General features: G+C 69.6%; 24 protein-coding genes. 16 read left to right on the top strand and 8 right to left on the bottom strand.

The genetic code is table 11. The features are described from left to right. Nucleotides 1-18 precede the first annotated feature (18 nt). Together crp and BR47_RS0106765 are read right to left on the bottom strand one after the other, a co-directional pair. Nucleotides 19-693 carry a cAMP-activated global transcriptional regulator CRP gene (gene crp, locus BR47_RS0106770; protein ID WP_020100982.1) on the bottom strand — a complete coding sequence of 225 codons (675 nt, stop codon included), beginning with the start codon at nucleotides 691-693 and terminating at the stop codon, nucleotides 19-21. A 103-nt stretch (nucleotides 694-796) separates the two neighbouring features. After that, nucleotides 797-1,147 carry a hypothetical protein gene (locus BR47_RS0106765; RefSeq protein WP_020100981.1) on the bottom strand — a complete coding sequence of 117 codons (351 nt, stop codon included), beginning with the start codon at nucleotides 1,145-1,147 and terminating at the stop codon, nucleotides 797-799. Nucleotides 1,148-1,312: 165 nt separating this feature from the next. Here BR47_RS0106765 and nth point away from each other — a divergent pair, with 165 nt between their 5' ends. The 4 genes from nth to marP are packed head-to-tail and all read left to right on the top strand — an operon-like array spanning nucleotide 1,313 to nucleotide 4,600. After that, nucleotides 1,313-1,999 (top strand): endonuclease III, encoded by a 687-nt coding sequence (gene nth, locus BR47_RS0106760; protein WP_029119001.1) that lies wholly within the window; start codon nucleotides 1,313-1,315, stop codon nucleotides 1,997-1,999. Then, nucleotides 1,996-2,649 (top strand): TlpA family protein disulfide reductase, encoded by a 654-nt coding sequence (locus BR47_RS0106755; RefSeq protein ID WP_029105114.1) that lies wholly within the window; start codon nucleotides 1,996-1,998, stop codon nucleotides 2,647-2,649. Before nth ends, BR47_RS0106755 begins: the two co-directional genes overlap by 4 nt. Continuing rightward, nucleotides 2,646-3,410, top strand: a complete 765-nt coding sequence (locus BR47_RS0106750) for an NUDIX hydrolase (RefSeq protein ID WP_029119000.1) — start codon at nucleotides 2,646-2,648, stop codon at nucleotides 3,408-3,410. The genes BR47_RS0106755 and BR47_RS0106750 overlap by 4 nt, the downstream gene beginning before the upstream one ends. Then, the gene (gene marP, locus BR47_RS0106745; RefSeq protein WP_020100977.1) at nucleotides 3,407-4,600 is read left to right on the top strand and encodes an acid resistance serine protease MarP; all 1,194 of its coding nucleotides are present in this window, start codon (nucleotides 3,407-3,409) and stop codon (nucleotides 4,598-4,600) included. Before BR47_RS0106750 ends, marP begins: the two co-directional genes overlap by 4 nt. Here the strand turns inward: marP and BR47_RS0106740 are convergent. Next, entirely contained in the window at nucleotides 4,589-5,554 is a 966-nt protein-coding gene (locus tag BR47_RS0106740; RefSeq protein ID WP_029118999.1) for an alpha/beta fold hydrolase, read from the bottom strand. The genes marP and BR47_RS0106740 overlap by 12 nt on opposite strands. Further along, nucleotides 5,554-6,063: a phage holin family protein gene (locus BR47_RS0106735; protein ID WP_029105113.1), complete on the bottom strand. Its 510-nt coding sequence runs from the start codon at nucleotides 6,061-6,063 to the stop codon at nucleotides 5,554-5,556. The genes BR47_RS0106740 and BR47_RS0106735 overlap by 1 nt, the downstream gene beginning before the upstream one ends. Before the next feature lie 117 nt (nucleotides 6,064-6,180). On the opposite strand from BR47_RS0106735, the gene BR47_RS0106730 reads away from it, so the two are divergent. Then, a complete protein-coding gene (locus tag BR47_RS0106730; RefSeq protein WP_502685818.1) occupies nucleotides 6,181-6,846 on the top strand; it encodes a chymotrypsin family serine protease in 666 nt (221 codons plus the stop codon). 25 nt (nucleotides 6,847-6,871) lie between these two features. Here BR47_RS0106730 and acs read toward each other — a convergent pair whose 3' ends face one another. Further along, nucleotides 6,872-8,818 (bottom strand): acetate--CoA ligase, encoded by a 1,947-nt coding sequence (gene acs / locus BR47_RS0106725; RefSeq protein ID WP_029118997.1) that lies wholly within the window; start codon nucleotides 8,816-8,818, stop codon nucleotides 6,872-6,874. A gap of 124 nt (nucleotides 8,819-8,942) precedes the next feature. Here acs and BR47_RS0106720 point away from each other — a divergent pair, with 124 nt between their 5' ends. Then, nucleotides 8,943-9,713, top strand: coding sequence for a Fic family protein (locus BR47_RS0106720; protein WP_029118996.1), 771 nt, complete (start codon nucleotides 8,943-8,945; stop codon nucleotides 9,711-9,713). 447 nt (nucleotides 9,714-10,160) lie between these two features. On the opposite strand, the gene BR47_RS0106715 is transcribed toward BR47_RS0106720, so the two are convergent. Further along, nucleotides 10,161-11,018, bottom strand: coding sequence for an HAD-IB family hydrolase (locus BR47_RS0106715; RefSeq protein ID WP_225433701.1), 858 nt, complete (start codon nucleotides 11,016-11,018; stop codon nucleotides 10,161-10,163). 506 nt (nucleotides 11,019-11,524) lie between these two features. Between BR47_RS0106715 and ssd the strand changes: the two genes are divergently transcribed. From ssd to soxR, 8 genes are all read left to right on the top strand, one after another. Further along, on the top strand, nucleotides 11,525-12,598 hold the full coding sequence (gene ssd, locus BR47_RS0106710) for a septum site-determining protein Ssd (RefSeq protein WP_029118995.1): 1,074 nt from the start codon (nucleotides 11,525-11,527) through the stop codon (nucleotides 12,596-12,598). Continuing rightward, complete coding sequence (locus BR47_RS0106705) at nucleotides 12,595-13,761, top strand: TadA family conjugal transfer-associated ATPase (RefSeq protein ID WP_029118994.1); 1,167 nt, start codon at nucleotides 12,595-12,597, stop codon at nucleotides 13,759-13,761. Before ssd ends, BR47_RS0106705 begins: the two co-directional genes overlap by 4 nt. After that, nucleotides 13,758-14,546 (top strand): type II secretion system F family protein, encoded by a 789-nt coding sequence (locus BR47_RS0106700; protein ID WP_029118993.1) that lies wholly within the window; start codon nucleotides 13,758-13,760, stop codon nucleotides 14,544-14,546. The genes BR47_RS0106705 and BR47_RS0106700 overlap by 4 nt, the downstream gene beginning before the upstream one ends. Then, a complete protein-coding gene (locus BR47_RS0106695; protein ID WP_197035045.1) occupies nucleotides 14,543-15,112 on the top strand; it encodes a type II secretion system F family protein in 570 nt (189 codons plus the stop codon). Before BR47_RS0106700 ends, BR47_RS0106695 begins: the two co-directional genes overlap by 4 nt. A 23-nt stretch (nucleotides 15,113-15,135) precedes the next feature. Continuing rightward, complete coding sequence (locus BR47_RS0106690; RefSeq protein ID WP_029118991.1) at nucleotides 15,136-15,336, top strand: DUF4244 domain-containing protein; 201 nt, start codon at nucleotides 15,136-15,138, stop codon at nucleotides 15,334-15,336. Beyond that, entirely contained in the window at nucleotides 15,317-15,658 is a 342-nt protein-coding gene (locus BR47_RS0106685) for a TadE family type IV pilus minor pilin (RefSeq protein ID WP_029118990.1), read from the top strand. The genes BR47_RS0106690 and BR47_RS0106685 overlap by 20 nt, the downstream gene beginning before the upstream one ends. After that, the gene (locus BR47_RS0106680; protein ID WP_353582937.1) at nucleotides 15,609-15,992 is read left to right on the top strand and encodes an Rv3654c family TadE-like protein; all 384 of its coding nucleotides are present in this window, start codon (nucleotides 15,609-15,611) and stop codon (nucleotides 15,990-15,992) included. Before BR47_RS0106685 ends, BR47_RS0106680 begins: the two co-directional genes overlap by 50 nt. 110 nt (nucleotides 15,993-16,102) lie before the next feature. Continuing rightward, nucleotides 16,103-16,591 (top strand): redox-sensitive transcriptional activator SoxR, encoded by a 489-nt coding sequence (gene soxR, locus BR47_RS0106675; RefSeq protein ID WP_020100963.1) that lies wholly within the window; start codon nucleotides 16,103-16,105, stop codon nucleotides 16,589-16,591. 12 nt (nucleotides 16,592-16,603) lie between these two features. Here the strand turns inward: soxR and BR47_RS0106670 are convergent, their stop codons facing one another. Both BR47_RS0106670 and BR47_RS0106665 read right to left on the bottom strand, forming a co-directional pair. After that, nucleotides 16,604-17,644, bottom strand: a complete 1,041-nt coding sequence (locus tag BR47_RS0106670; RefSeq protein WP_029118988.1) for a PAS domain-containing protein — start codon at nucleotides 17,642-17,644, stop codon at nucleotides 16,604-16,606. Between the two features lie 55 nt (nucleotides 17,645-17,699). Beyond that, nucleotides 17,700-20,042, bottom strand: coding sequence for a DEAD/DEAH box helicase (locus BR47_RS0106665; RefSeq protein WP_029118987.1), 2,343 nt, complete (start codon nucleotides 20,040-20,042; stop codon nucleotides 17,700-17,702). Between the two features lie 181 nt (nucleotides 20,043-20,223). Here BR47_RS0106665 and BR47_RS0106660 point away from each other — a divergent pair, with 181 nt between their 5' ends. Next, entirely contained in the window at nucleotides 20,224-20,427 is a 204-nt protein-coding gene (locus BR47_RS0106660) for a cold-shock protein (protein WP_029118986.1), read from the top strand. A 122-nt stretch (nucleotides 20,428-20,549) separates the two neighbouring features. Next, a complete protein-coding gene (locus BR47_RS0106655; protein WP_029118985.1) occupies nucleotides 20,550-21,131 on the top strand; it encodes a hypothetical protein in 582 nt (193 codons plus the stop codon). Nucleotides 21,132-21,218: the final 87 nt, after the last annotated feature.

Genomic DNA, 21,218 nt, shown 5'->3' with positions numbered 1-21,218 from the left:
GGCATCTCTGCGTCACTGCTAGCGAGCTCGGCGCGCCAGACGCTCCGAGTCGGAGATCAGCACGCTCTTGCCTTCCAGGCGAATCCAGCCGCGGTGCGCGAAGTCGGCGAGTGCCTTGTTCACGGTCTCGCGGGAGGCGCCGACCAGCTGGGCGATCTCTTCCTGCGTCAGGTCGTGGGTGACGCGCAGGGCGCCGCCCTCCTGCGTGCCGAACCGCTGGGCCAGCTGCAGCAGCTGCTTGGCCACACGACCGGGCACGTCGGTGAAGATCAGGTCGGCCAGGTTGTTGTTGGTGCGGCGCAACCGGCGGGCGAGCACGCGCAGCAGCTGCTCGGCGATCTCCGGGCGGTCCGCGATCCACGCCCGCAGCGCTTCGCGGTCCATCGAGACCGCGCGCACCTCGGTGATGGTGATGGCGCTCGACGTCCGGGGGCCTGGGTCGAAGATCGACAGCTCACCGAACATGTCCGACGGACCCATGATCGTCAGCAGGTTCTCACGGCCGTCGGGCGACCGGCGGCCGATCTTCACCTTGCCGGAGATGATGATGTAGAGGCGGTCGCCGGGCTCGCCTTCGGCGAACACGGTGTGTCCGCGAGGAAAGTCGACAGGCTGCAGCTGTTTGGTCAGTGCGGATACCGCGGTGGGCTCGACACCCTGGAAGATTCCGGCCCTCGCCAGGATCTCGTCCACGTTGCTCCCTAAGGCTGGTGAGTGATAAAAAACGCGCGCAAGCTAGCCAGTGAACTGGTTAACAAAGTCAGTCTAGTGGTAAGCCGTTTCGCAACCAGCCACGCTACACACGATTTGCATGGCGAGTGTCGCGAAATTGCGGATTGCTCGCATAGTGGGCATACGCGCGGCTGGGTAATTCGGGTTCACCGAAGGCCCCGAGCGGGTTGTCGCGCGTCGGCGACGGGGCCGCCAGTGCACGAGGTTCCTCGAATCGGGGCGCCGATCGGTGCGGCAGTGTGTCCGAGGGTGCACTCTGCTGCGACCACGCCGTCTTGACCTTGTCGACAAAGGCTTTGACGTCGGCCGCGGTGTACGTCTCCTTGGACGTATCGAGCATCGCTTCCAGGCGGCTCAACCCGAAGGTTGCCAGCATGAGCAACCCGGGAATGCACACCACGAGCAACCAGGACACACGCAGAAGTAAACACGCCGAATGTCTCAGGGTGATCACGAAACGACGCCGGTCAAAGTATCCTTACCGACTTCTCTCAGTACGCTTACCGGCGTGCCTGCGCGACGATCCACCGCAAAATTCGACAACGAAACCCACCTGGGTCTGGTGCGGCGCGCTCGGCGAATGAATCGTGAACTCGCGCAGGCGTTCCCGCACGTCTACTGCGAGCTGGATTTCACCAACCCGCTCGAGTTGGCGGTGGCCACCATCCTGTCGGCGCAGTGCACGGACAAGAGGGTGAACCTCACGACGCCCGCGCTGTTCGCCAAATACCCGACGGCGCTGGACTATGCGCAGGCCAACCGGACCGAACTCGAGGAGCTGATCCGGCCCACCGGCTTCTACCGCAACAAGGCGACGTCGATCATCGGACTGGGCCAGGAGCTGGTCACCCGCTTCGACGGCGAGGTGCCGGACACCCTGGACGAGCTGGTCACACTGCCCGGCGTGGGCCGCAAGACCGCCAACGTCATCCTGGGCAACGCCTTCGACATCCCGGGCATCACGGTGGACACCCACTTCGGCCGGCTGGTGCGACGCTGGCGCTGGACCGCCGAGGAAGACCCGGTCAAGGTGGAACACGCCGTCGGCGAACTGATCCCGCGCAAGGAGTGGACCCTGCTGTCGCACCGCGTGATCTTCCACGGCCGCCGCGTCTGCCATTCCCGGACCCCGGCCTGCGGCGTGTGCGTGCTGGCCCGCGACTGCCCGTCCTACGGCCTCGGGCCGACGGATCTGGCGACCGCCGCGGCACTGGTCAGAGGACCCGAGACCGAGCACCTGCTGGCGCTGGCCGGGATCACCGAGTGAGTCGGTCTGCCCGCTGGACCGTTGTGGTTCTGGCCGTCTTCGTCGTGCTGGGGGTGGCGCTGTGGCGGCAGCTCGGTGAGCAGCCGTCGGGTCCGGGGCCGTCGGGCCAGCCGGCCGGCCAGGCCCGGGCCCATCGTGACGCCGACACCCCGGCCGCGCTGGCCGCGCCCCGGGCCAAGGCGGCCCTGCCGCCCTGTCCGGCGCCGCAGGGTGGCCCCGGACCACAAGTCCTGCAGGGCATCACGGTCGACTGTGCGGCCGACGGCACGCCCGTCGACGTCGCGAAGGCCGTCGCCGGCCGGGCCGTGGTGCTGAACCTGTGGGCCTACTGGTGCGGTCCCTGCGCCGACGAACTGCCCGCACTCGCCGAGTATCAGCGCCGCATGGGCACCCGGGTGACCGTGGTGACGGTGCACCAGGACGAGAACGAGACCGCCGGGCTGCTGCGGCTGGCCGACCTCGGCGTCAAGCTGCCGATGCTGCAGGACGGCCGGCGTCTGATCGCGGCCGCGCTGCGCGTGCCCAACGTCATGCCTGCGACGGTGCTGCTGCGCCCGGACGGTAGCGTTGCTCAGGTCCTGCCCCGGCCGTTCACCAGCGCCGATGAGATCGCCAGTGCAGTGAACCCACAGTTAGGAGTGTCGGGGTGACCGTGCTGAACCCGCAGGCCGCCCCGGCCTGGCTGCAACCCCTGGTCGACAACGCACAGGACCTGCCGCAGGCCTACCGGCGACGGGTGCCGAAGAGCGTGCTGGCGGCCATCACCGCCGCCGGCGCCACCGCGACGCTGACCGGCACCAAACGCGACGCCGCCGTCCTGGTGTTGTTCTCGGGCGCGCCCGACGCCCCGGCCGGTGCCCTGCCGCCCGACGCCGACCTGCTGGTCACCGTCCGCGCGTCGACGTTGCGGCACCACGCCGGGCAGGCGGCGTTCCCCGGCGGCGCATCCGATCCGGGGGACGACGGTCCGATCGGCACCGCCCTGCGGGAGGCGAACGAGGAGACCGGCATCGATCCCTCGCGGCTGCACATACTGGCGGAGCTGGACCGAATGTTCATCCCGCCCTCGGGTTTTCACGTCGTCCCGGTGCTCGCGTACTCGCCCGACCCGGGCCACGTCCGCGCTGTCGATCCGGCCGAGACCGCGATCGTCGCGCGGGTTCCGGTGCGCGCCTTCGTCAATCCCGAGAACCGGTTGATGGTGTACCGCAAAGAGAACACGCGGCGGTTCGCCGGCCCGGCCTTTCTGCTCAACCAGATGCTGGTGTGGGGCTTCACCGCTCAGGTGATCTCCGCGATGCTCGACGTCGCAGGCTGGGCCAAGCCTTGGGACACCGACGTCGTCGAGGAACTGGACGCGGCAATGGCGCTGCTGGGCGAGTCCAGCGGCTACCGTGTGGATCAACCATGACACCTTCACAATGGCTGGATCTGGCCGTTCTGTCCGTCGCCTTCGTCGCCGCCGTCTCGGGCTGGCGGTCCGGGGCGTTGGGCTCGCTGCTGTCTTTTCTCGGTGTGGTGCTCGGCGCTGTGGCCGGTGTCCTGCTGGCGCCGCATGTGGTGGCGCACGTCGACGGCGCCCGCAGCAAGCTCTTCATCGCCCTGTTCCTGATCCTGGGCCTGGTCGTGGTCGGCGAGATCGCCGGTGTGGTGCTGGGCCGCGCCGTCCGTGGCGCCATGCGCAACGAAGTGGTGCGCGGCTTCGACTCGGTCGTCGGCATGGCCCTGCAACTGGTCGCGGTATTGGTCGCCGCCTGGCTGCTGGCCACGCCGCTGACGTCGTCCGATCAGCCGAACCTGGCTGCGGCGGTGAACGGTTCGCGCGTGCTGTCTGAGGTCAACGACCTCGCGCCGGCCTGGCTCAAGCGGGTGCCCACGCGGCTCTCGGCACTGCTGAACACCTCGGGCCTGCCGTCGGTGCTGCAGCCGTTCGGCCGCACCCCGATCGTCAGCGTCTCGGCACCTGACCCCGCGCTCGTCGCCGATCCGGCGGTGGCTGCCGCCAAGGGCAGCGTCGTGAAGATCCGCGGTGTCGCGCAGAGCTGCCAGAAGGTGCTCGAGGGCACCGGCTTCGTGGTGGCGCCCGGCCGGGTGATGTCCAACGCCCACGTGGTGGCGGGCTCCAACAGCGTCACCGTCCAGGTCGACGACAAGAGCTACGACGCCAAGGTCGTGTCGTACGACCCCGAGGCCGACATCTCGATTCTCGACGCCCCCGACCTGCCCGCGGCGCCCCTGAAGTTCGACATGCAGGAGGCGCAGACCGGGACCGGCGCGGTCGTCATGGGTTACCCGGGTGGCGGTGAGTTCGCCGCGACCCCGGCGCGCATCCGCGAGGTCATCAAGCTCAACGGCCCGGACATCTACCACTCCACGACCGTCACGCGTGAGGTCTACACGATCAGAGGCAATGTCCGCCAAGGCAATTCGGGTGGGCCGTTGATCGACGGCAGTGGCAAGGTGCTCGGTGTCGTGTTCGGCGCCGCGGTCGACGACGCCGACACGGGCTTCGTCCTCACCGCCGACGAGGTGGCCAAGCAGATGGCCAAGGTCGACAACTCCGAAGCGGTGCCGACCGGGAAGTGCATCTCAGCCGGGTAGCTGGTGCAGGAACGTCGACAGCTCCGAGGTGACGGTCGACGGCTGCTCCTCGTGCGCGAAATGCCCTGCGCCGGGGATGGACACGAAGCGGGTCTGCGGGGCGTAGCGCTGGGTCCGGCGGACCGGGTCGTCGAGCACGTACGGATCGGCAGTGCCGTGCAGGTGCAGGACCGGCACCGCGGTGCGCTGTTTCATCGCGCGCATGAAGCGCCGGCCTTCACCGCGGACCTGACTGCGCGCCGCCCACCGCTGATACTCGAGCGCCGAATGCGCGGCCGACGGAATCTGGATCGCGGTGCGCAGGTGCGCGGCCGTCTGGGCGAAATCGGCCGTCGCCGGCCAGGCGGCGCCGGCCCGGCTGCGGACCAGCTGCTCGACGGCGACACCGCCGCGGCGGGTCAGGACATGCTCGGGCCACCACGGCACCTGGTTGCGCAGCATCGCCGGCAGCAGGGCCGCGCGCTGGCCCTTGTCGGTCAGCGTCGAGGACCGCAGCGCCACCGGATGCGGTGAACTGACCAGCGCGATACCCCGGACCACCCGCGGATGCAGCATCGCCGTCGCCCAGCAGACCAGGCCGCCGTCGGCGTGCCCCACCAGTACGGCGGAGTTGTGTCCCAGCGCGCGCACCAGGCCCGCGGTGTCGCCGGCCAGCGTCCAGCCGTCGTAGCCGGTCGGTGGTTTGTCGCTGCCGCCGTAGCCGCGCAGGTCGACCGCGACCACACGGGCGCCGCGCAGGTCGCGCAGCTGATGCCGCCACGAGTACCAGAAAGAGGCGAACCCGTGCAGCAGGATCACCAGGGGACGCTCGGCGTTGGAGGAACCGTCCGCGTTCCGGTCTTCGGGCTCCGAGCCCTCGGCCTCCACGACGTGGAAGCGGATCCCGTTCGCGTGCACCTGGAGGTGTCGCCACGGACCGTCGATCCGGACGACCGACGGATCAGGTGGCGGCACTACCAGCCTGAGGTGTCGCTAGAAGCCGTGCGAATGGAGGCTTGGCTCGACGGCTTGTCGTGGCCTGGTGTCAGCGCCACCTTGGCCTCCTTGACCGTGGCGATGGTGTCCCGCGGGCCGCGGATCTTGCGGACCTTGAGGAAGCCCAGGAAGGCGAGCGCACCGGTCGTCAGCACCATCAGCGCGAAGACGATGAGGTACGACGCCCAGGCCGGCAGCCACAGCTCCAGCAGCGAACCGAGGAAGAAGAAAAAGAAGAACGTCGAATAGAAGAGCACGACGAGGGCGGCGATGAACAGGACGCTGCCGGTCAGGCCCTTCTTCACGTCGGCGGTGATCTCGGCGCGCGCCAGCTCGACCTCGGCGCGCACCAGCGTCGACATCTGCGCGGTGGCTTCCTTGACCAGATCGCCGATCGACGGATCGGCCTTGGGCGCATGCGGATCCACCAGCGGGATCGAGGTCACCGTGGCTGGAACGGGGCCATTCTTGCGATCGCCATTGCTCACGAACACGTCCTCCCGGCGTCGGTGTAGTCCTGGCATATGTTGCCACGTGGGGCGCCGCTTAACGATCCGGCCCAGCGATACACTGCCCCGATGCGTTCGGCACCCGGGTTTGCTTCGATGTGTGGGATGGCCATTGCTCTGGTCATCACGTCGGTCGGGGTGCCGGCCCACGCGGACGCACCGGTGCCGCTGGGCGGTGGCTCCGGCGTCGTCGTCGACGGTGACACGTTCTGCACCCTGACCACCATCGGGCATGACAACCGCGGCAAGCTCGTCGGCTTCACGTCGGCGCACTGCGGCGGTCCCGGCCACGAGGTGGCGGCCGAGGGCGCCGAGAACCGGGGCACGCTGGGCGTCATGGTGGCCGGCAGCCAGCCGCTGGACTACGCCGTCATCGAGTTCGACCCGGCCAAGGTGCAGCCCCTCAACAACGTCAACGGCTTCCAGATCGACGGCATCGGCCCGGACCCGGCCTTCGGCCAGGTGGCGTGCAAGCTGGGCCGCACCACCGGCTACACCTGCGGTGTCACCTGGGGTCCCGGGCAGGACCCGGGCACCATCGTGGACCAGGTGTGTGGCCAGCCGGGCGATTCGGGCGCGCCGGTGACCGTCAACAACAAACTGGTCGGCATGATCCACGGCGCGTTCAGCGACGACCTGCCGACGTGCGTCGTCAAGTACGTGCCGCTGCACACCCCGGCCGTGACGGTGTCGATCAACGCGGTGATCGCCGATCTCGACGCCAAGAGCCGGCCCGGCGCGGGTTACGTGCCCATCGCCTGAGCCGGCCTGGCCCTGCTCGTCTGCCCTACTTGCTGGCGCGGATGGCCTCGAAGACGCTGGGGTCGACGAGGGTGGAGGTGTCCCCGAGGTCGCGGCCCTCGGCGACGTCGCGCAGCAGGCGGCGCATGATCTTGCCGCTACGCGTCTTGGGCAGCTCGGGCACGATGTGGATCTCGCGCGGCTTGGCGATGGGGGAGATCTCGGTGGCGACCTGGGCCCGCAGTTCTTCGACGATGTTCTCCGAGCCGCCGTGCGCGGAGGCCTTGAGGATGACGAACGCGCAGATGGCCTGGCCGGTGGTGGCGTCGGTGGCGCCGACGACGGCGGCTTCGGCCACACCGGAGTGCCCGACGAGGGCGGATTCGACCTCGGCGGTCGAGATGCGGTGGCCGGAGATGTTCATGACGTCGTCGATGCGGCCCAGGACCCAGATGTTGCCGTCGGCGTCGTAGCGGGCGCCATCACCGGCGAAGTACCAGCCCTGCTCGGCGAAACGGGACCAGTAGGTGTCCTTGAAGCGTTCGTCGTCGCCCCAGATGCCGCGCAGCATCGACGGCCACGGCTTGTCGAGCACGAGGTAGCCGGTGACGTGTTCTTCTTCGTCGGCGCCGGGGACCAGTTCGTTGCCGTCGTCGTCGACGATCTTGGCGCTGATGCCGGGCAGCGGCGTCATGGCCGAGCCGGGCTTGGCGGCGGTGACGCCGGGCAGCGGCGAGATCATGATGGCGCCGGTCTCGGTCTGCCACCAGGTGTCCACGATGGGTGTCGTGCCCGCGCCGATGTGTTCGCGGTACCAGCGCCAGGCCTCGGGGTTGATGGGCTCGCCGACCGAGCCGAGCACCCGCAGGCTGGACAGGTTGTGCGCCGCGGGAATCTGGTGGCCCAGCTTCATGAAGGTGCGGATGAGCGTGGGCGCCGTGTAATAGATGGTGACGCCGTACTTTTCGATGATGTCGAAGTGCCGGTGCTCGTTCGGTGAGGTGGGGGTGCCTTCGTAGACGACCTGCGTGACGCCGTTGGAGAGCGGGCCGTAGACGATGTAGGTGTGTCCGGTGACCCAGCCGATGTCGGCGGTGCACCAGTAGACGTCGTCGGACTTGATGTCGAAGACGTTGTGGTGGCTGTAGGACGCCTGGGTCAGGTAGCCGCCGCTGGTGTGCACGATGCCCTTGGGCTTGCCGGTGGTGCCGGAGGTGTAGAGCAGGAACAGCGGCTGCTCGGCGTCGAATGCCGCGGGGGCGTGCTCGGTGGACTGTGCGTCGACGATCTCGTGCCACCAGACGTCGCGGCCTTCGGTCCAGTCGACGTCGATGCCGGTGCGCTTGACCACCAGGACGTGCTCGACGCTCGGCTGGCCGGTGACGGCTTCGTCGACCGCGGACTTGAGTGAGGCCGCCTGGCCGCGGCGGTACTGCCCGTCGGTGGTGATGACGAGCTTGGCCTGGGCGTCCTCGACGCGTGCGGCCAGCGCGGTGGCCGAGAAACCGGCGAAAACGACCGAGTGCATGACACCGAGGCGGGCGCAGGCCAGCATCGCGACGATGGCCTCGGGCACCATCGGCATGTAGATGGCGACGCGGTCGCCGGCGTTCAGACCCAGGGCGGTCAGGGCATTGGCGGCCTTGCTGACCTCGTCCTTGAGCTGGGCGTAGGTGATGTCGCGGGCGTCGCCGACGGGCTCGCCTTCCCAGTGGATCGCGACACGGTCGCCGTTGCCGGCCTCGACATGGCGGTCGACGCAGTTGTAGGCGACGTTGAGCTTGCCGTCGCCGAACCACTTGGCGAAGGGTGCGTTGGACCAGTCGAGCACCTCGGTGAACGGGGTCGCCCACGACAACCGCTCACCCTGGCGGCGCCAGAAATCCAGGCGATCGGCGTCGGCCTCTTGATACAGCGCGGCAGTGGCATTGGCCTGCGCGGCGAACTCGGCAGGCGGCGGGTAAGCCTGTGGCACAGCGGTGTCTTGTGTCATGGTTGTGAGCGTAGTCACTGGCAGGTTGCAATGACGTTGGAGGTGGCTCGCCACCGTGACGTTGGAGGTGGCTCGCCACCGTGACGTTGGAGGTGACCACCCGGTGGCATTACCGTGTGCGGACGTGGCTGCACCTGACCCGCTGGCTCCCCTGGCCGAACTGCCCGGCGTGGCCGAGGCCGGAGACGAGGCGCGTGAAGCGCTCGGCCGGGCCCACCGGCACAAGGTGAATCTGCGCGGTTGGCCGGCCACCGCGGCCGAGGCATCGATGCGGGCCGCGCGGGCGTCCTCGGTGCTGGACGGCGGATCCCTGAGTTTCAGTAAGGACGGCGAGGCCCCGGCGAAAGGTGAGCGCGCCGACGCGGTGCTCGCCGGCGCGCTGCGGGTGGCCGAGGCGCTCGAAGGCGGCTCGACCGCGCTCGTCGGCGTCTGGCAGCGCGCGCCGCTGCAGGCGATCGCCCGTCTGCACTCGCTGGCGGCCGCGGATCTGACGGATCCGGACCAGCTCGGCCGGCCCCGCACCGACGATCTGGACGTGGGTCGGCGGCTCGAGCTGCTGGGCGAGATCGTGAGCGGTGGGAGCCGGGTGCCCGCGACGGTGCTCGCGGCCGTCGCTCATGGCGAACTACTGAGCCTGGCTCCATTCGGAGTGGCCGACGGTGTGGTGGCGCGCGCGGTGTCCCGATTGATCACCATGTCCAGTGGACTCGATCCGCACGGCCTCGGCGTTCCCGAGATGTACTGGATGCGTCAGGTCGGCGAATACCGTGCCACGGCACGGGGCTTCGCGTCAGGCACGGCCGACGGGCTGACGGCCTGGTTGATCTCCAGCAGTCGTGCCCTGCATGCCGGGGCGCGTGAGGCGCTGTCGATCGCGCAGGCTTCCGCCAAGTAGCGGGCCGTCTGAGGCCCTATCCAGCAAACGCGGACACATAAAAGCGGGCGGCGCTCCGTCGTCAGAGGGCATCTGACTCGGCTCGCCGCCCGCTAGCACGGAACCCCGGTTACCAAGCGTGCTTGTCGGGTTGTGTGGGTGGCCTCGGCGTCCCTGCAATGCGCTGCGACTACAACCCCACCCAAGGGGTCCTCTTAGCCGTTCGCTCTTCGCAATTACGCAGGCCCACAACGCTTTTACCATTGTCGCGGTATGTGCTCCGCGTGGGTGCCGGTATTCCGTGCTGGGATGCCCGCCTCGGGAGGTCGAACCTTCTCTTCCGGTTCGGTCTTGGCCTCGGGGGCTTCCGTGCTTCCTTTGTACTACGTGACCGCAGTCACATCAAGGGTCAATCACCGGCGATTTGTGATTGTTATTGAGGGGGCCTCAGCAACTCGTCAGTAGCTTTCAGAAGTTCAGTCGACGGAGCAGCGAGTACGTCACGGCGCCGGCCGCGAGGGCGCTGGCGCCGACGGCCAGGGTGGTGGCCACCGCGGCGCCCGACGGCGCCGGCAGCCGGTCCCGCAGCGAGACCGGGCGGGTGAAAGTCAGAACCGGCCAGCCGCGGGCGGCGGCCTCCTTGCGCAGGGCGCGATCCGGGTTCACGACCGCCGGGTGGCCGACGGCCTCGAGCATCGGCAGATCGGTGATGGAGTCCGAGTAGGCGTAGCAGTGCTCGAGCGCGTAGCCCTCGCGGGCCGCGAGTTCCTCGATCGCCTCGACCTTGCCCTCGGCGAAGCAGTAGAAGTCGACGTCGCCGGTGTACTTGCCGTCCTCGACCACCATGCGCGTGGCCATCGAATGATCGGCGCCGAGTTCGCGGGCGATGGGCGCCACGATCTCCTCGCCGGATGCCGAGACCACCACGACGTCGCGGCCGCACAGCTTGTGGTCGGCGATCAGGTTGGCGGCCTCGGCGAAGACCAGCGGGTCGACGATGTCGTGCAGCGTCTCGGCGACGATCGACTTGACCTGTTCGACGTCCCAGCCGGTGCACATGTTGGTCAGGTAGGACCGCATGCGGTCCATCTGATCGTGGTCGGCGCCGGACATCAGGAACAGAAACTGTGCGTAGGTGGACTTGAGGACGGCTTGCCGGTTCAGGAGTCCCTGGTTGAAAAAAGGTTTGCTAAAAGCGAGGGTGCTGGACTTGGCGATCACCGTTTTGTCGAGATCGAAGAAGGCTGCGGTGCGCACCGGAGCGCTCGACTCGGCCTCCTGACGCGGCGCGGCCGCGGCCTGGGCGGCCGGTTCGGATGCGGTCACGGCTCCCAGCATATGCTCCGGAACGCGGGTGCCGGGTGGGCGGCGGTGTCGCCGTGTCGGTCGCCCGTGGGGCGACCATCGCGGCGATTGACGTGCTGACACGCGCCTTTCACAGACAATCAACAGTTGCGCACAGCCCTGTTGACGTGTGTATAGTGGGCATTACCCGGCCAGCGCCGGGTGTGCATCAGCCCGACCCCCCGGGGCTGATCCACGACGACCTCCGCCTCCTCCCCCCCTGGCGGGGGTCGTCCCTTTTTCGGGGTCGGTCAAATTCCTCGAGGCATGGCCTCTTCGCCGCGTTTCAGCCGGCGCCCGATTGCTGTTTTCCCCGCGTGGCGTAGGTGTCGTGACCCTGGTTCGTCGAGTGTCGCGGTGCATCCACGGAAAAGTTGCGGAATGACATTCTCACGACTCCGTCAATAAAGTTGTCCACAGTTTGCGATCTATCCACATTCTTGCTGCGGGCTCTGGTGCCGCGGCCTGCCGCGGATCACGGTTGACGCATGACAACGAACGGGGCACTGGCCTTGATCGCCGACGCGGGACTGCGCGACGAGATCGAGCGCATCGCCGCGGCGGCGGGCATCAGGGTCGTGTACGCGGCAGAGCCCTCCGGCCGGAAGGCGTGGGTCGGTGCGGCGGCGGTGCTACTCGACGTCGCGGCGGCCTGGCGCTGTCGCGAGCTCGGGCTGCCGCGACGGCCCGCCGTGGTGCTGATCGCCACCGATGCGCCGGGCACCCGGGATTTCGAGGCCGCGATGGCGATCGGTGCGCAGGAGGTCATCACCCTTCCCGGCCAGGAGTCGGGCCTGGTCGGCGTCCTGTCGGAGGCCGCGGCCGGCGAATCCGACGGGCGCCGCGGCGCCGTGGTCGCGGTGATCGGCGGACGTGGTGGCGGCGGCGCATCCGTCTTCGCGATCGCGTTGGCGCAGGCCGCGGGTGAACCGGACCGGGAGTGCCTGCTCGTCGATGTCGACGCTTGGGGCGGCGGCATCGATCTCGCGCTCGGCGCCGAGTGCGAGGCCGGCCTGCGCTGGCCCGACCTGGCGGCAGCCGGGGGACGGCTGAGCTATCCGGCGCTGCGCGATGCGCTCCCGCGCCGGCGCGGCGTGGCGGTGCTGTCGACGGGCCGTACCGGCGTCGAGTTGCGGCCGACGGCGCTCGCGGCCGTCGTCGAGGCCGGGAGCCGAGCCGGCGCGACCGTCGTCTGCGACGTGCCGCGGCAGTCGTCACCGGCGGCCGAGACCGTGCTGGCCGCAGCGGATCTGGTGGTCGTGGTGGCGCCGGCCGAGCTGCGCGCCTGTGCGGCGACCCGGGTCGTCGCCGACTGGGTGACGGCGGTCAACCCGAATGTCGGTCTGGTCGTCCGGGGCCCGGCGCCCGGAGGGCTCCGTGCCGCCGAGATGGCGACGATTCTTGGATTGCCGCTGTTGGCGGCCATGCGCGCGGAGACCAACCTCGACGGTGCCCTGGAGCGGGGCGGGCTCGGCCGCAGTCTGCGGAGCCGGTCACCGCTGGCCGTGGCCGCCCGTCGCGTCCTCACGGTGCTGCGCCAACAGCCAGGGGAGGCGGCGTGACGTCGTCGTTGGTGGACCGCGTCCGGGAACGCCTGGCCGCGCAGACCAGCGGTGCCCTCCATCCGAACGCGGTGGCGGCCGCCATCCGCGCCGAATCCGGCGGTGTCGTCGCCGACAGCGATGTCCTGGCCGGCATGCGGCTGCTGCAGACCGAACTGACCGGCGCCGGGATTCTGGAACCGCTCCTGCGAGCACCGGGGACCACCGACGTCTTGGTCAGTGCGCCCGACGAGGTGTGGGTCGACGACGGAAACGGGTTGCGCCGCAGCATGATCCGATTTCCGGACGAGAACGCCGTGCAGCGCCTGGCGCAACGTCTCGCGCTGGCGGCCGGGCGCCGGCTCGACGATTCGCAGCCCTGGGTCGACGGCCACCTCGGTGGTATCGGTGGCGGCTTGACCGTGCGGTTGCATGCTGTGCTGCCGCCGATCGCCGCCGCGGGCACCTGCCTCTCGCTACGGGTATTGCGGCCCGCAACACAGGACCTGGCCGGCCTCGTCGAGTCCGGGGCCATCGCGCCGCCCGCCGTCCCGCTCATCGCCGACATCGTCGCGGCGCGGCTGGCCTTCCTGATATCCGGCGGAACCGGCGCCGGAAAGACCACCATGTTGTCCGCGCTCCTCGGGGCCGTCGACCCCGCAGAGCGGATCGTCTGTGTCGAAGACGCCGCCGAGCTCGCACCGCACCATCCGCACCTGGTCCGGCTGGTCGCGCGCGGCGCCAACGTCGAGGGCGTCGGCGAGGTGACCGTGCGTGACCTGGTTCGGCAGGCGCTGCGGATGCGCCCCGACCGCATCGTGGTCGGTGAGGTCCGCGGTGCGGAAGTCGTCGACCTGCTGGCCGCGCTCAACACGGGCCACGAGGGCGGGGCCGGGACGGTACATGCGAACAGCCCCGCCGAGGTACCCGCCCGCATGGAGGCGCTGGCGGCCGTCGGCGGGTTGGACCGGGCGGCGCTGCATTCGCAACTGTCGGCCGCTTGCCAGGTGGTGGTGCACACCGCGCGGGACCGCGACGGGCGTCGCCACCTGAGTGAGATCGCGGTGCTGCGCCGCGCCCCGGACGGGACCGTGACGGTCGTGACGGCCTGGCACTTCGGCCGGGGCGCCGGCCCGGGCATGCCCGCGCTGAGCGAGCTACTGGCGTCGCGGGGCCGGTCGTGAGTCCCGCGCTGTTGTTGGCGCTGGCCGTGCTCGTCGCGCCACCGGCGGGCGGCGCCGGTCGCCTCGGGCATCGAAAACGCTTGGTGGGATTCGGCTCTCAGGGTGGACCGCGGCTGCTCTGGTCGGCGGTGGCCGCCGTCGCCGTCGTGGCACTCGTCCTGCTGCCGGTGCCGGTGCTGCTGACCGGGGCGGCGGTGGCCGGAACCGCCGGCGTCCGGTGGCGGCGCTCGCGGCACGCGGCGCAGCGCGCCCGGGAAGCGCAAACCCTGCAGGGCGCGCTCGGCATCCTGGTCGGCGAATTGCGCGCCGGGGCGCATCCGGTCGCGGCGTTCGAAGCCGCGGCCCATGAAGTGGACGGGCCCGTCGCGGTGGCATTGGGGGAGGTCGCGGCACGGGCACGGTTGGGGGCCGATGTCTCGGCCGGTCTGCGCGGCGTCGCGGAATCATCGGCGTTGTCGGCCCATTGGCACCGCCTCGCGGTCTACTGGCAACTGGCGCTCGACCACGGGCTCGCGATCGCCCCGCTCATGCGCGCCGCCGAGCGAGATGTCATCGCGCGCGAACGCTTCTCATCGCGGATCCGGGCGGGCATGGCCGGCGCCCGGACGACGGCGGCCGTCCTGTCCGGGCTGCCCGTGCTCGGAATTGTGTTGGGGCAGTTGATCGGTGCGCATCCCGTGCGCTTCCTGCTCGGCGACGGCGCGGCCGTGCTGGCGGTCGGCGTGGTGCTGTGCTGCCTCGGGCTGCTGTGGTCGGACCGGATCATCGCGCGGGCACAGCGATGAGCGCGGTGCCGATTTTGCTGCTTGCCGTGGCGGTTCTGCTGATCCCGGGCGCGGCGGTGCACCGAATCCGGCCCCGCGTGCCCGACCGGTCCCCGCCGCCCACGGTGCTGGACGACCCACTGGCGGTGCCGTCGAGCTTGGACGTGCTGGCGGCCTGCCTTTCGGCAGGCATGGCGACCGGTGCGGCGGCCGGGGCAGCGGTGGCGTCGGCGCCGGCCGGTTTGGCCGGCGTGCTGCGCCGTGCGGCCGAACTCCTGGCCCTGGGGGCCGGTCCGGCGGCGGCCTGGGCAGAGCCGGCGCGTGGCACGGACCCGCATGTGATCGCACTGCTGCGGCTGGCGCGGCGGTCGGCGTCGTCGGGCGCCGCGATGGCGCAGGGCGTCGCCGAACTGGCCGAGCAGGCCAGGGCCGATGCCGGTGACGCGGCGGATGCGGCCGCCGAGCGGGCCAACGTGCTGATCGCCGGTCCGCTGGGGCTCTGTTATCTGCCGGCATTCGTGTGTCTCGGCATCGTGCCGGTGGTGGCAGGTCTGGCCGGTGATGTGTTCCGGTCCGGGGTGTTCTGATCGCAACAAGGGGAGGAAAAACCATGAAGATGAACAGCTTTCGCGCACTCGAAGCCCGCGCGACCATGCTGCTCACCGACGAGAGCGGCATGTCGACGGTGGAATATGCCATCGGGACCGTCGCTGCCGCGGCGTTCGGCGCCATCCTGTACACGGTGGTCACCGGGGACTCGATCGTCAGCGCTCTGACCAACATCATCGCCCGTGCCCTCACCACCAAGTGATGACCGGGGTGGCGTCACGGTCGAGGCGGCGTTCTCGGCTGCCGCACTCATCGCGGTCACGGTACTCGGTGTCGGCGGGCTCGGCGCGGTCTCGGCGCAGGTGCGCTGTATCGACGCGGCCCGGGAAGCGGCCCGGCTCGCGGCGCGCGGCGACGACCGTGCCGCCGTCGCCACGGCTCAGCGCACCGGCCCCGACGGCGCCTCGGTCGAGGTGCGACGCGACGGCGGGCGCATCGTCGCGCGGGTCCGCGTTCCCGCACCGCTGCTGCCCGGTGTCACCGTGGGGGCCGAGGCGGTCGCGGCACCCGAGCCTGGCGCGTGACGAGCGGGGTTCGGCGACGGTGTTCGCGGTCGCGCTCATCGTGGTGCTGATCGGGCTCATGACCGGGGCGGCCGCGGTCGGCGCGGCGGTGATCGGTCGGCATCGCGCTCAGTCAGCGGCCGATCTGGCCGCACTCGCCGCCGCGGGCGCACTGGCCGGCGGGCCCGGCCAATCCTGTGGCCGGGCGGTCGCCGTTGCCGAAGCCATGGACAGCCGGGTTGGTCACTGCGCGGTGCAGCGGCTGGATGTGGTGGTCGACGTGGAGGTGCCGGTGCGGTTCGGTCGCTGGCACCTCGGCAACGCGCACGGCCGGGCCCGCGCCGGGCCAGGCTGACGGCAGCGCGGTGGTCACCACGGTCAGGAGGACGCAGAAGAACAGATCACCCCACCCGGGCCGGTCCGTCGTTGTGTCGCTTGCCATGTCACTACCGTAGAATCTCAACTATGGTTGAGATCAAGCGCATGGGTCCGACCGACCTCCTGACCATCGGGGAGATCGTGAAGCGGACGGGAGTCTCCGCGTCCGCGTTGCACTTCTACGAGCGAAAAGGGCTGATCCACCCCGAGCGCACGTCGGGCGGGACGCGGCTGTACCCACGTCACCTGGAGCGTCGTATCGCCGTCATCCAGGTGGCGAAGCGGCTCGGCATTCCGCTCAGCGAGGTGGCCGAGCACTTTCAGACGCTGCCCGACGACCGGATGCCGTCACTGCGCGACTGGACCAGGCTGAACAAGCGGTGGCGGGCGCAATTGCGCGAGCGGCAGCTCGAGTTGGAGCGCCTTCAGTCGGAGATGGACCAGTGCATCGGGTGCGGGTGCATCTCGCTCAACCACTGCCTGGTCATCAACCCCGGCGACACGCTCGCCGCCGAAGGTCCGGGAGCGCGGCGACTGCTGCCGTTCGACGGGGCGAATCCGGCTGGCGCCGAATAGGACTCGTCCTGGTCAGGACTCGGGTAGGTCGTCGTTCAGCCGGTCCCCGGCTGCCACCAGCTCACCGTAGGTCGGCAGCCGCAGGGACAGCAGGCCGGCGAAGCTGTCGTCGGCGACCTGGAGCCGGTGTGCGGTGACGTGAATCGGCACCCACCCGCCGTCGTTGGCGCGCAACCGGAGCACCCGCGACGTCGGTCCGCTGCCGAATTCGACCGTCATGACGGCCATCTCGGCGATCTCGTTGGGGTGCACCACAGTTTCGGACGTCGCGTCGGCGCTCCAGTCGAAGAGCGGGCAGGGCTCGTCGACCCACTTGATGAGCTTCCAGGTGTTCAGGTCCACCAGGGCCCGGTACACGCCGGGCACGCCCGGGCCGCCCGCGATCTGCTGCGCTCGGTCGAGCGGGTTGGCCGCCGACGTGTCGCGGACGCCACGCCAGTTCATGGCGCGGCAGATCAGCCGATCCCGGTCGTCCTCGTCAGGCTCGTTCAGCACGCGCGCGGCGAACCCGACGCTGATGGGCCGGCCCCGGAAATCGGTCATTTCCCAAGTGCTCGTGAAGGTTTGGCCGGGTTCGGGCTTGATCACGGCGGAGATGACCCGCGCCTCGTTCGGGTTGAGCTTGCGGGTCTGCAGATCGTCGGCGAACGCGCGGCCATGGGTGGCCTCGGCCGCCGGGTTGAGACCGCTGTTGGCCAGCGACTCCATGGTGTCGGTCGCGATGCCGTTGGTCAGATCCCACTTCAGCGGGCCGGGGATCATCCGGTCCGGTGGGTCGGCATCGGGAGCGCCGACCCAGACGTGCACGCCATGGATACGGCCGTCGGTCATCTGCACCACTTCGGTCCGGATCACCCGGTCGCTCTTGGGCGTGATGCTCGTCAGCGGCAGGCCCGCGCGGACGGTTTCCCCGATCGCCGACTGGATGGCCATCAGACTCGCGTTGCGCCGCAGGAAAGTGCTGATGGGAACCATGTCCTGGGTTTGCTGCCCTAACGCGACGACGGCAGGTTCGGCGCCGAGGGTCTCGACGAGGAGCCAGTCGTCCGTCATGGTCGTAGTTTATCCGTTTTGACGCTCTTTGCTCTGCCCGGTGTCGGCCCGCCGCCTACTTGCCGTGGGCCGCCAAAGTGTCCACTACCAGGCGAAGTACCTGGACAGCGCCGGCTTTGTCCAGGGGATCGTTCGCGTTGCCGCACTTGGGCGATTGCACACAGGAGGGGCAACCGTGACGGCACTCACATGCTGCGATCGCCGCGGCGGTGGCAGACCACCAGGTGGACAGCTGCCGGAACCCGCGGTCGGCGAACCCGGCGCCGCCCGGATAGCCGTCGTACACGAAAATCGTTGGCAGACCGGACAAGTCGCCGGGAGCTGGCCCCGCCGCGGTGGACACCCCGCCGATGTCGCCCCGGTCGCAACTGGCCACCAGCGGCAGCAGGCCTATCGCGGCATGCTCGGCGGCGTGCAGTGAACCGGGCACACGCAGCGGATCAATCCCCTTGTCCAGCAATATCTCCGGGGTCATCGTGCACATGACCGCCATGGTGTCCAGGGTGCGCGTGGGCATGTCCAGGTCGACGAAATCGAGCACGGTGCCGTCCATGGCCCGGCGCAGGAAGCCCACCACGGTGTTGGACACCGACACCGGGACCAGACCGATGGCGACGGGCCCGAACCGGTGGATCTCACCGGTACCGCGCACGCTGATGTCCGTGACCTCCCGGGCCGACGTGGTGTACCCGGGATCCTCGGCGTGCACGAACGCGACGCCGGCCTCGAAATCGAGAGCGTCCACCAGGAACGTCTCGCCCTGGTGCAGGTGGACGGCGCCGGGATGCACCGAGGCCGGCGCCTGCCCGGCGCCGGTGCTGCCAAGCATGCGTCCGGTGCCGGACTCCAGGATGGCGATCTGCCCGCCGGACGAGCCCCGGATGTCCACCGCGGGATGCGGATCCACGCCGGGCGCCGGGAAGTAGCCGGCGGGACGCTTGCGCAGCAGGCCGTCGTCGACCAGGGATTCGGCCACCGCTTCGGCGTCCCACATCCGCACCTCGGCCGGCGTCAGGGGTAGTTCGGTTGCCGCGCACAACAATTGCGGCGACAGCACGTAGGGGTTGGCGGGATCGATGACGATCCGCTCGATGGGCTTGTCGAGCAGGGCGGCGGGATGGTGCACGAGGTAGGTGTCGAGGGGGTCGTCGCGCGCGATCAGCACGATCAGCGCGCTCTGCCCGCGCCGTCCGGCCCGGCCGGCCTGCTGCCAGAACGAGGCCACCGTGCCGGGGAATCCGGCCAGCACCACCGCGTCCAGTCCGGCGATGTCGACGCCGAGTTCCAGGGCGTTCGTGGTCGCCAGGCCGCGCAATTCACCTTCCGTCAGAGCATGTTCCAGCGCCCGGCGGTCCTCGGCGAGATACCCGGCGCGGTACGACGCCACCAGCGGCGCCAGGTCGGGTGCGACGTTCTCGAGCCGGGCCCGCGCGCCGAGCGCCGTCAACTCGGCGCCGATGCGCGAGCGGACGAACGTCAGGGTGCGGGCGCCTTCCGCGATCAGGTCGGCCATCACGCGCGACGCCTCGGTGCCCGCGGCGCGTCGCACCGGGGCGCCGTTCTCGCCGATCAGGTCGGTGAGCAGCGCGGGCTCCCACAGCGCGACGGTGCGGCCGCCGTGCGGCGACCCGTCCTCGGTGATGGCGGTGACGGTCTGGCCGAGCAGTTCGGACGCCGTCTGCGCCGGGGCGGCCGTGGTCGCGCTGGCGAACACCACCGTGGGCGCGGACCCATACCGGTCGCACAGGCGCAGCAGCCGGCGCAGCACCATCGCCACGTTGGACCCGAAAATGCCGCGGTAGTAGTGGCATTCGTCGATCACCACGTACTTCAGCTGCCGCAGGAACACCGCCCACCGGGAATGGTTGCGCAGCAGCGACAGGTGCACCATGTCGGGATTCGAGAAGATCCACCGGGACCGCTCCCGGGCGAATTGTCTTGCCTCGGTTGAGCTGTCGCCGTCGTAGGCGGACGGTGCGGTGTTGAGGAGGCCGGGAATCGTGGCGCACAGCGACTGCGCGGCCCGCAGCTGGTCGTGGCCCAGCGCCTTGGTGGGGGACAGGTACAGGGCGCGGGCGTGCACATCGGTTTGTAGCGCATGCAGGATCGGCAGTTGGTAGGCCAGGGATTTCCCGGACGCCGTACCCGTTGCGATCACCACATGCCGACCGGCGTGCGCCAGCTCGGCCGCGGCCACCTGATGCGACCACGGCTGTGCCACACCACGATCGGTGAAGACCTGCGCCACGTCGGCACCAACCCAAGTGGGCCAGGGCATTCGGCGCGCCTGGCGCGGTGCCAGGTCGGCGACGTGCCGCAGCGGCTGTTCGCCGGCCGGGGTGCCGTCCAGCGCAGCCGACAACAGCGTGCGGCCGAAGTTCGACTGTCCCTGCGTCACAAGATGAATTGTTAACCACAGTTCGTTGTGTGACTGTTGCGGCAGCGTGGAACATGGTTGACTGATCTTGGTCGCAGCTTCTGTGTTCGTGTGTCAGCACCCGGGAACGTCGCCTGCGTTCCCGGTACGCCGGAAGACTCGGTGGACCGCACCCGCAGTAACAGAAGGAAATGAAGGACAAATGCCACAGGGGACTGTGAAGTGGTTCAACCCGGAGAAGGGTTACGGCTTCATTGAGCAGGAAGGCGGCGGAGGCGACGTCTTCGTCCACTACAAGCAGATTCAGTCCAATGGGTTCCGCACCCTTGAGGAGAATCAGAAGGTCGACTTCGAGATCGAGCAGGGCCCCAAGGGCCCGCAGGCTCTGAACGTCCGCGCCGTCTGAGGTTCACAGACTCCGCCGAACGCCCCCGCATCGTCAGCGACGAAGTGGGGGCGTTTCGCATCCGCGGGTAGTCGCGCCCGGCCTCCCTGCCTTTTGGTCTGGGCTGGCCTACTGTCGGCAGGGTGAGTCAGCTGTCCTTCTTCTCGGCCGAGTCGGTGCCGCCTGCGGTCGCCGACCTGGCCGGGTTGCTCGCCGCGCCGGGACAGGTGGTGATGGCGGGGGATGCCAAAGTCCGCCTGTCCGTCGTCGTCGACGCGCTGTGGCGGGCCGAGGCGCTGGCCGAGATGATCGCCGAGGCGGGCCTGAAGCCCGAGATCACCCACACCGACGAGAAGACCCCGTTGGTGCGCACCGAAGCCGACGCCCGGCTGGCCCGCATGGCGCAGGACTGGACGCGCGGAGCGGTCAAGACCGTGCCCGACGGATGGTTGCCGGGCCCCCGGGAGCTACGCGCCTGGGTGCTGGCCGCGGGCACCGCGGAACCGAACGGCTACCTGTTGGGTTTGGATCCCCACGCACCGGATACCCATTCGACGTTGGCGTCGGCACTTATGCGAGTCGGGATCGCGCCGACCTTGATCGGCACGAGGGGTCACCATCCGGCCCTGCGGATCAGCGGCCGTCGAAGGTTGTTGCGCCTGGTAGAGAACGTGGGCGAGCCGCCCACGTTCACCGAGGCGTTTCTCCAATGGCCCCGGATTTAGGGGATGCAGCCCGTATATTTTGGCCGCATCCGGTTTGCGTAGGCTCGCGCGGAGTGTCAAATTGTGACTTGCCTTGGAACCGGATGA

It is taken from the genome of Mycobacterium sp. UNC410CL29Cvi84 (genome assembly GCF_000686745.1).
GTDB lineage: Bacteria > Actinomycetota > Actinomycetes > Mycobacteriales > Mycobacteriaceae > Mycobacterium > Mycobacterium mucogenicum_B.
The sequence above is the reverse complement of the archived record's forward strand: the minus strand, read 5'-3'. Positions and strand labels throughout refer to the sequence as shown.

Coding starts and splice junctions, on each gene's coding strand:
- marP (WP_020100977.1), top strand. CDS start 3,407: ATGACACCTTCACAATGGCTGGATCTGGCCGTTCTGTCCGTCGCCTTC.
- BR47_RS0106695 (WP_197035045.1), top strand. CDS start 14,543: ATGAGCGCGGTGCCGATTTTGCTGCTTGCCGTGGCGGTTCTGCTGATC.
- soxR (WP_020100963.1), top strand. CDS start 16,103: ATGGTTGAGATCAAGCGCATGGGTCCGACCGACCTCCTGACCATCGGG.
- BR47_RS0106660 (WP_029118986.1), top strand. CDS start 20,224: ATGCCACAGGGGACTGTGAAGTGGTTCAACCCGGAGAAGGGTTACGGC.
- ssd (WP_029118995.1), top strand. CDS start 11,525: ATGACAACGAACGGGGCACTGGCCTTGATCGCCGACGCGGGACTGCGC.
- nth (WP_029119001.1), top strand. CDS start 1,313: ATGAATCGTGAACTCGCGCAGGCGTTCCCGCACGTCTACTGCGAGCTG.
- BR47_RS0106670 (WP_029118988.1), bottom strand. CDS start 17,644: ATGACGGACGACTGGCTCCTCGTCGAGACCCTCGGCGCCGAACCTGCC.
- acs (WP_029118997.1), bottom strand. CDS start 8,818: ATGACACAAGACACCGCTGTGCCACAGGCTTACCCGCCGCCTGCCGAG.
- BR47_RS0106730 (WP_502685818.1), top strand. CDS start 6,181: ATGTGTGGGATGGCCATTGCTCTGGTCATCACGTCGGTCGGGGTGCCG.
- BR47_RS0106690 (WP_029118991.1), top strand. CDS start 15,136: ATGAAGATGAACAGCTTTCGCGCACTCGAAGCCCGCGCGACCATGCTG.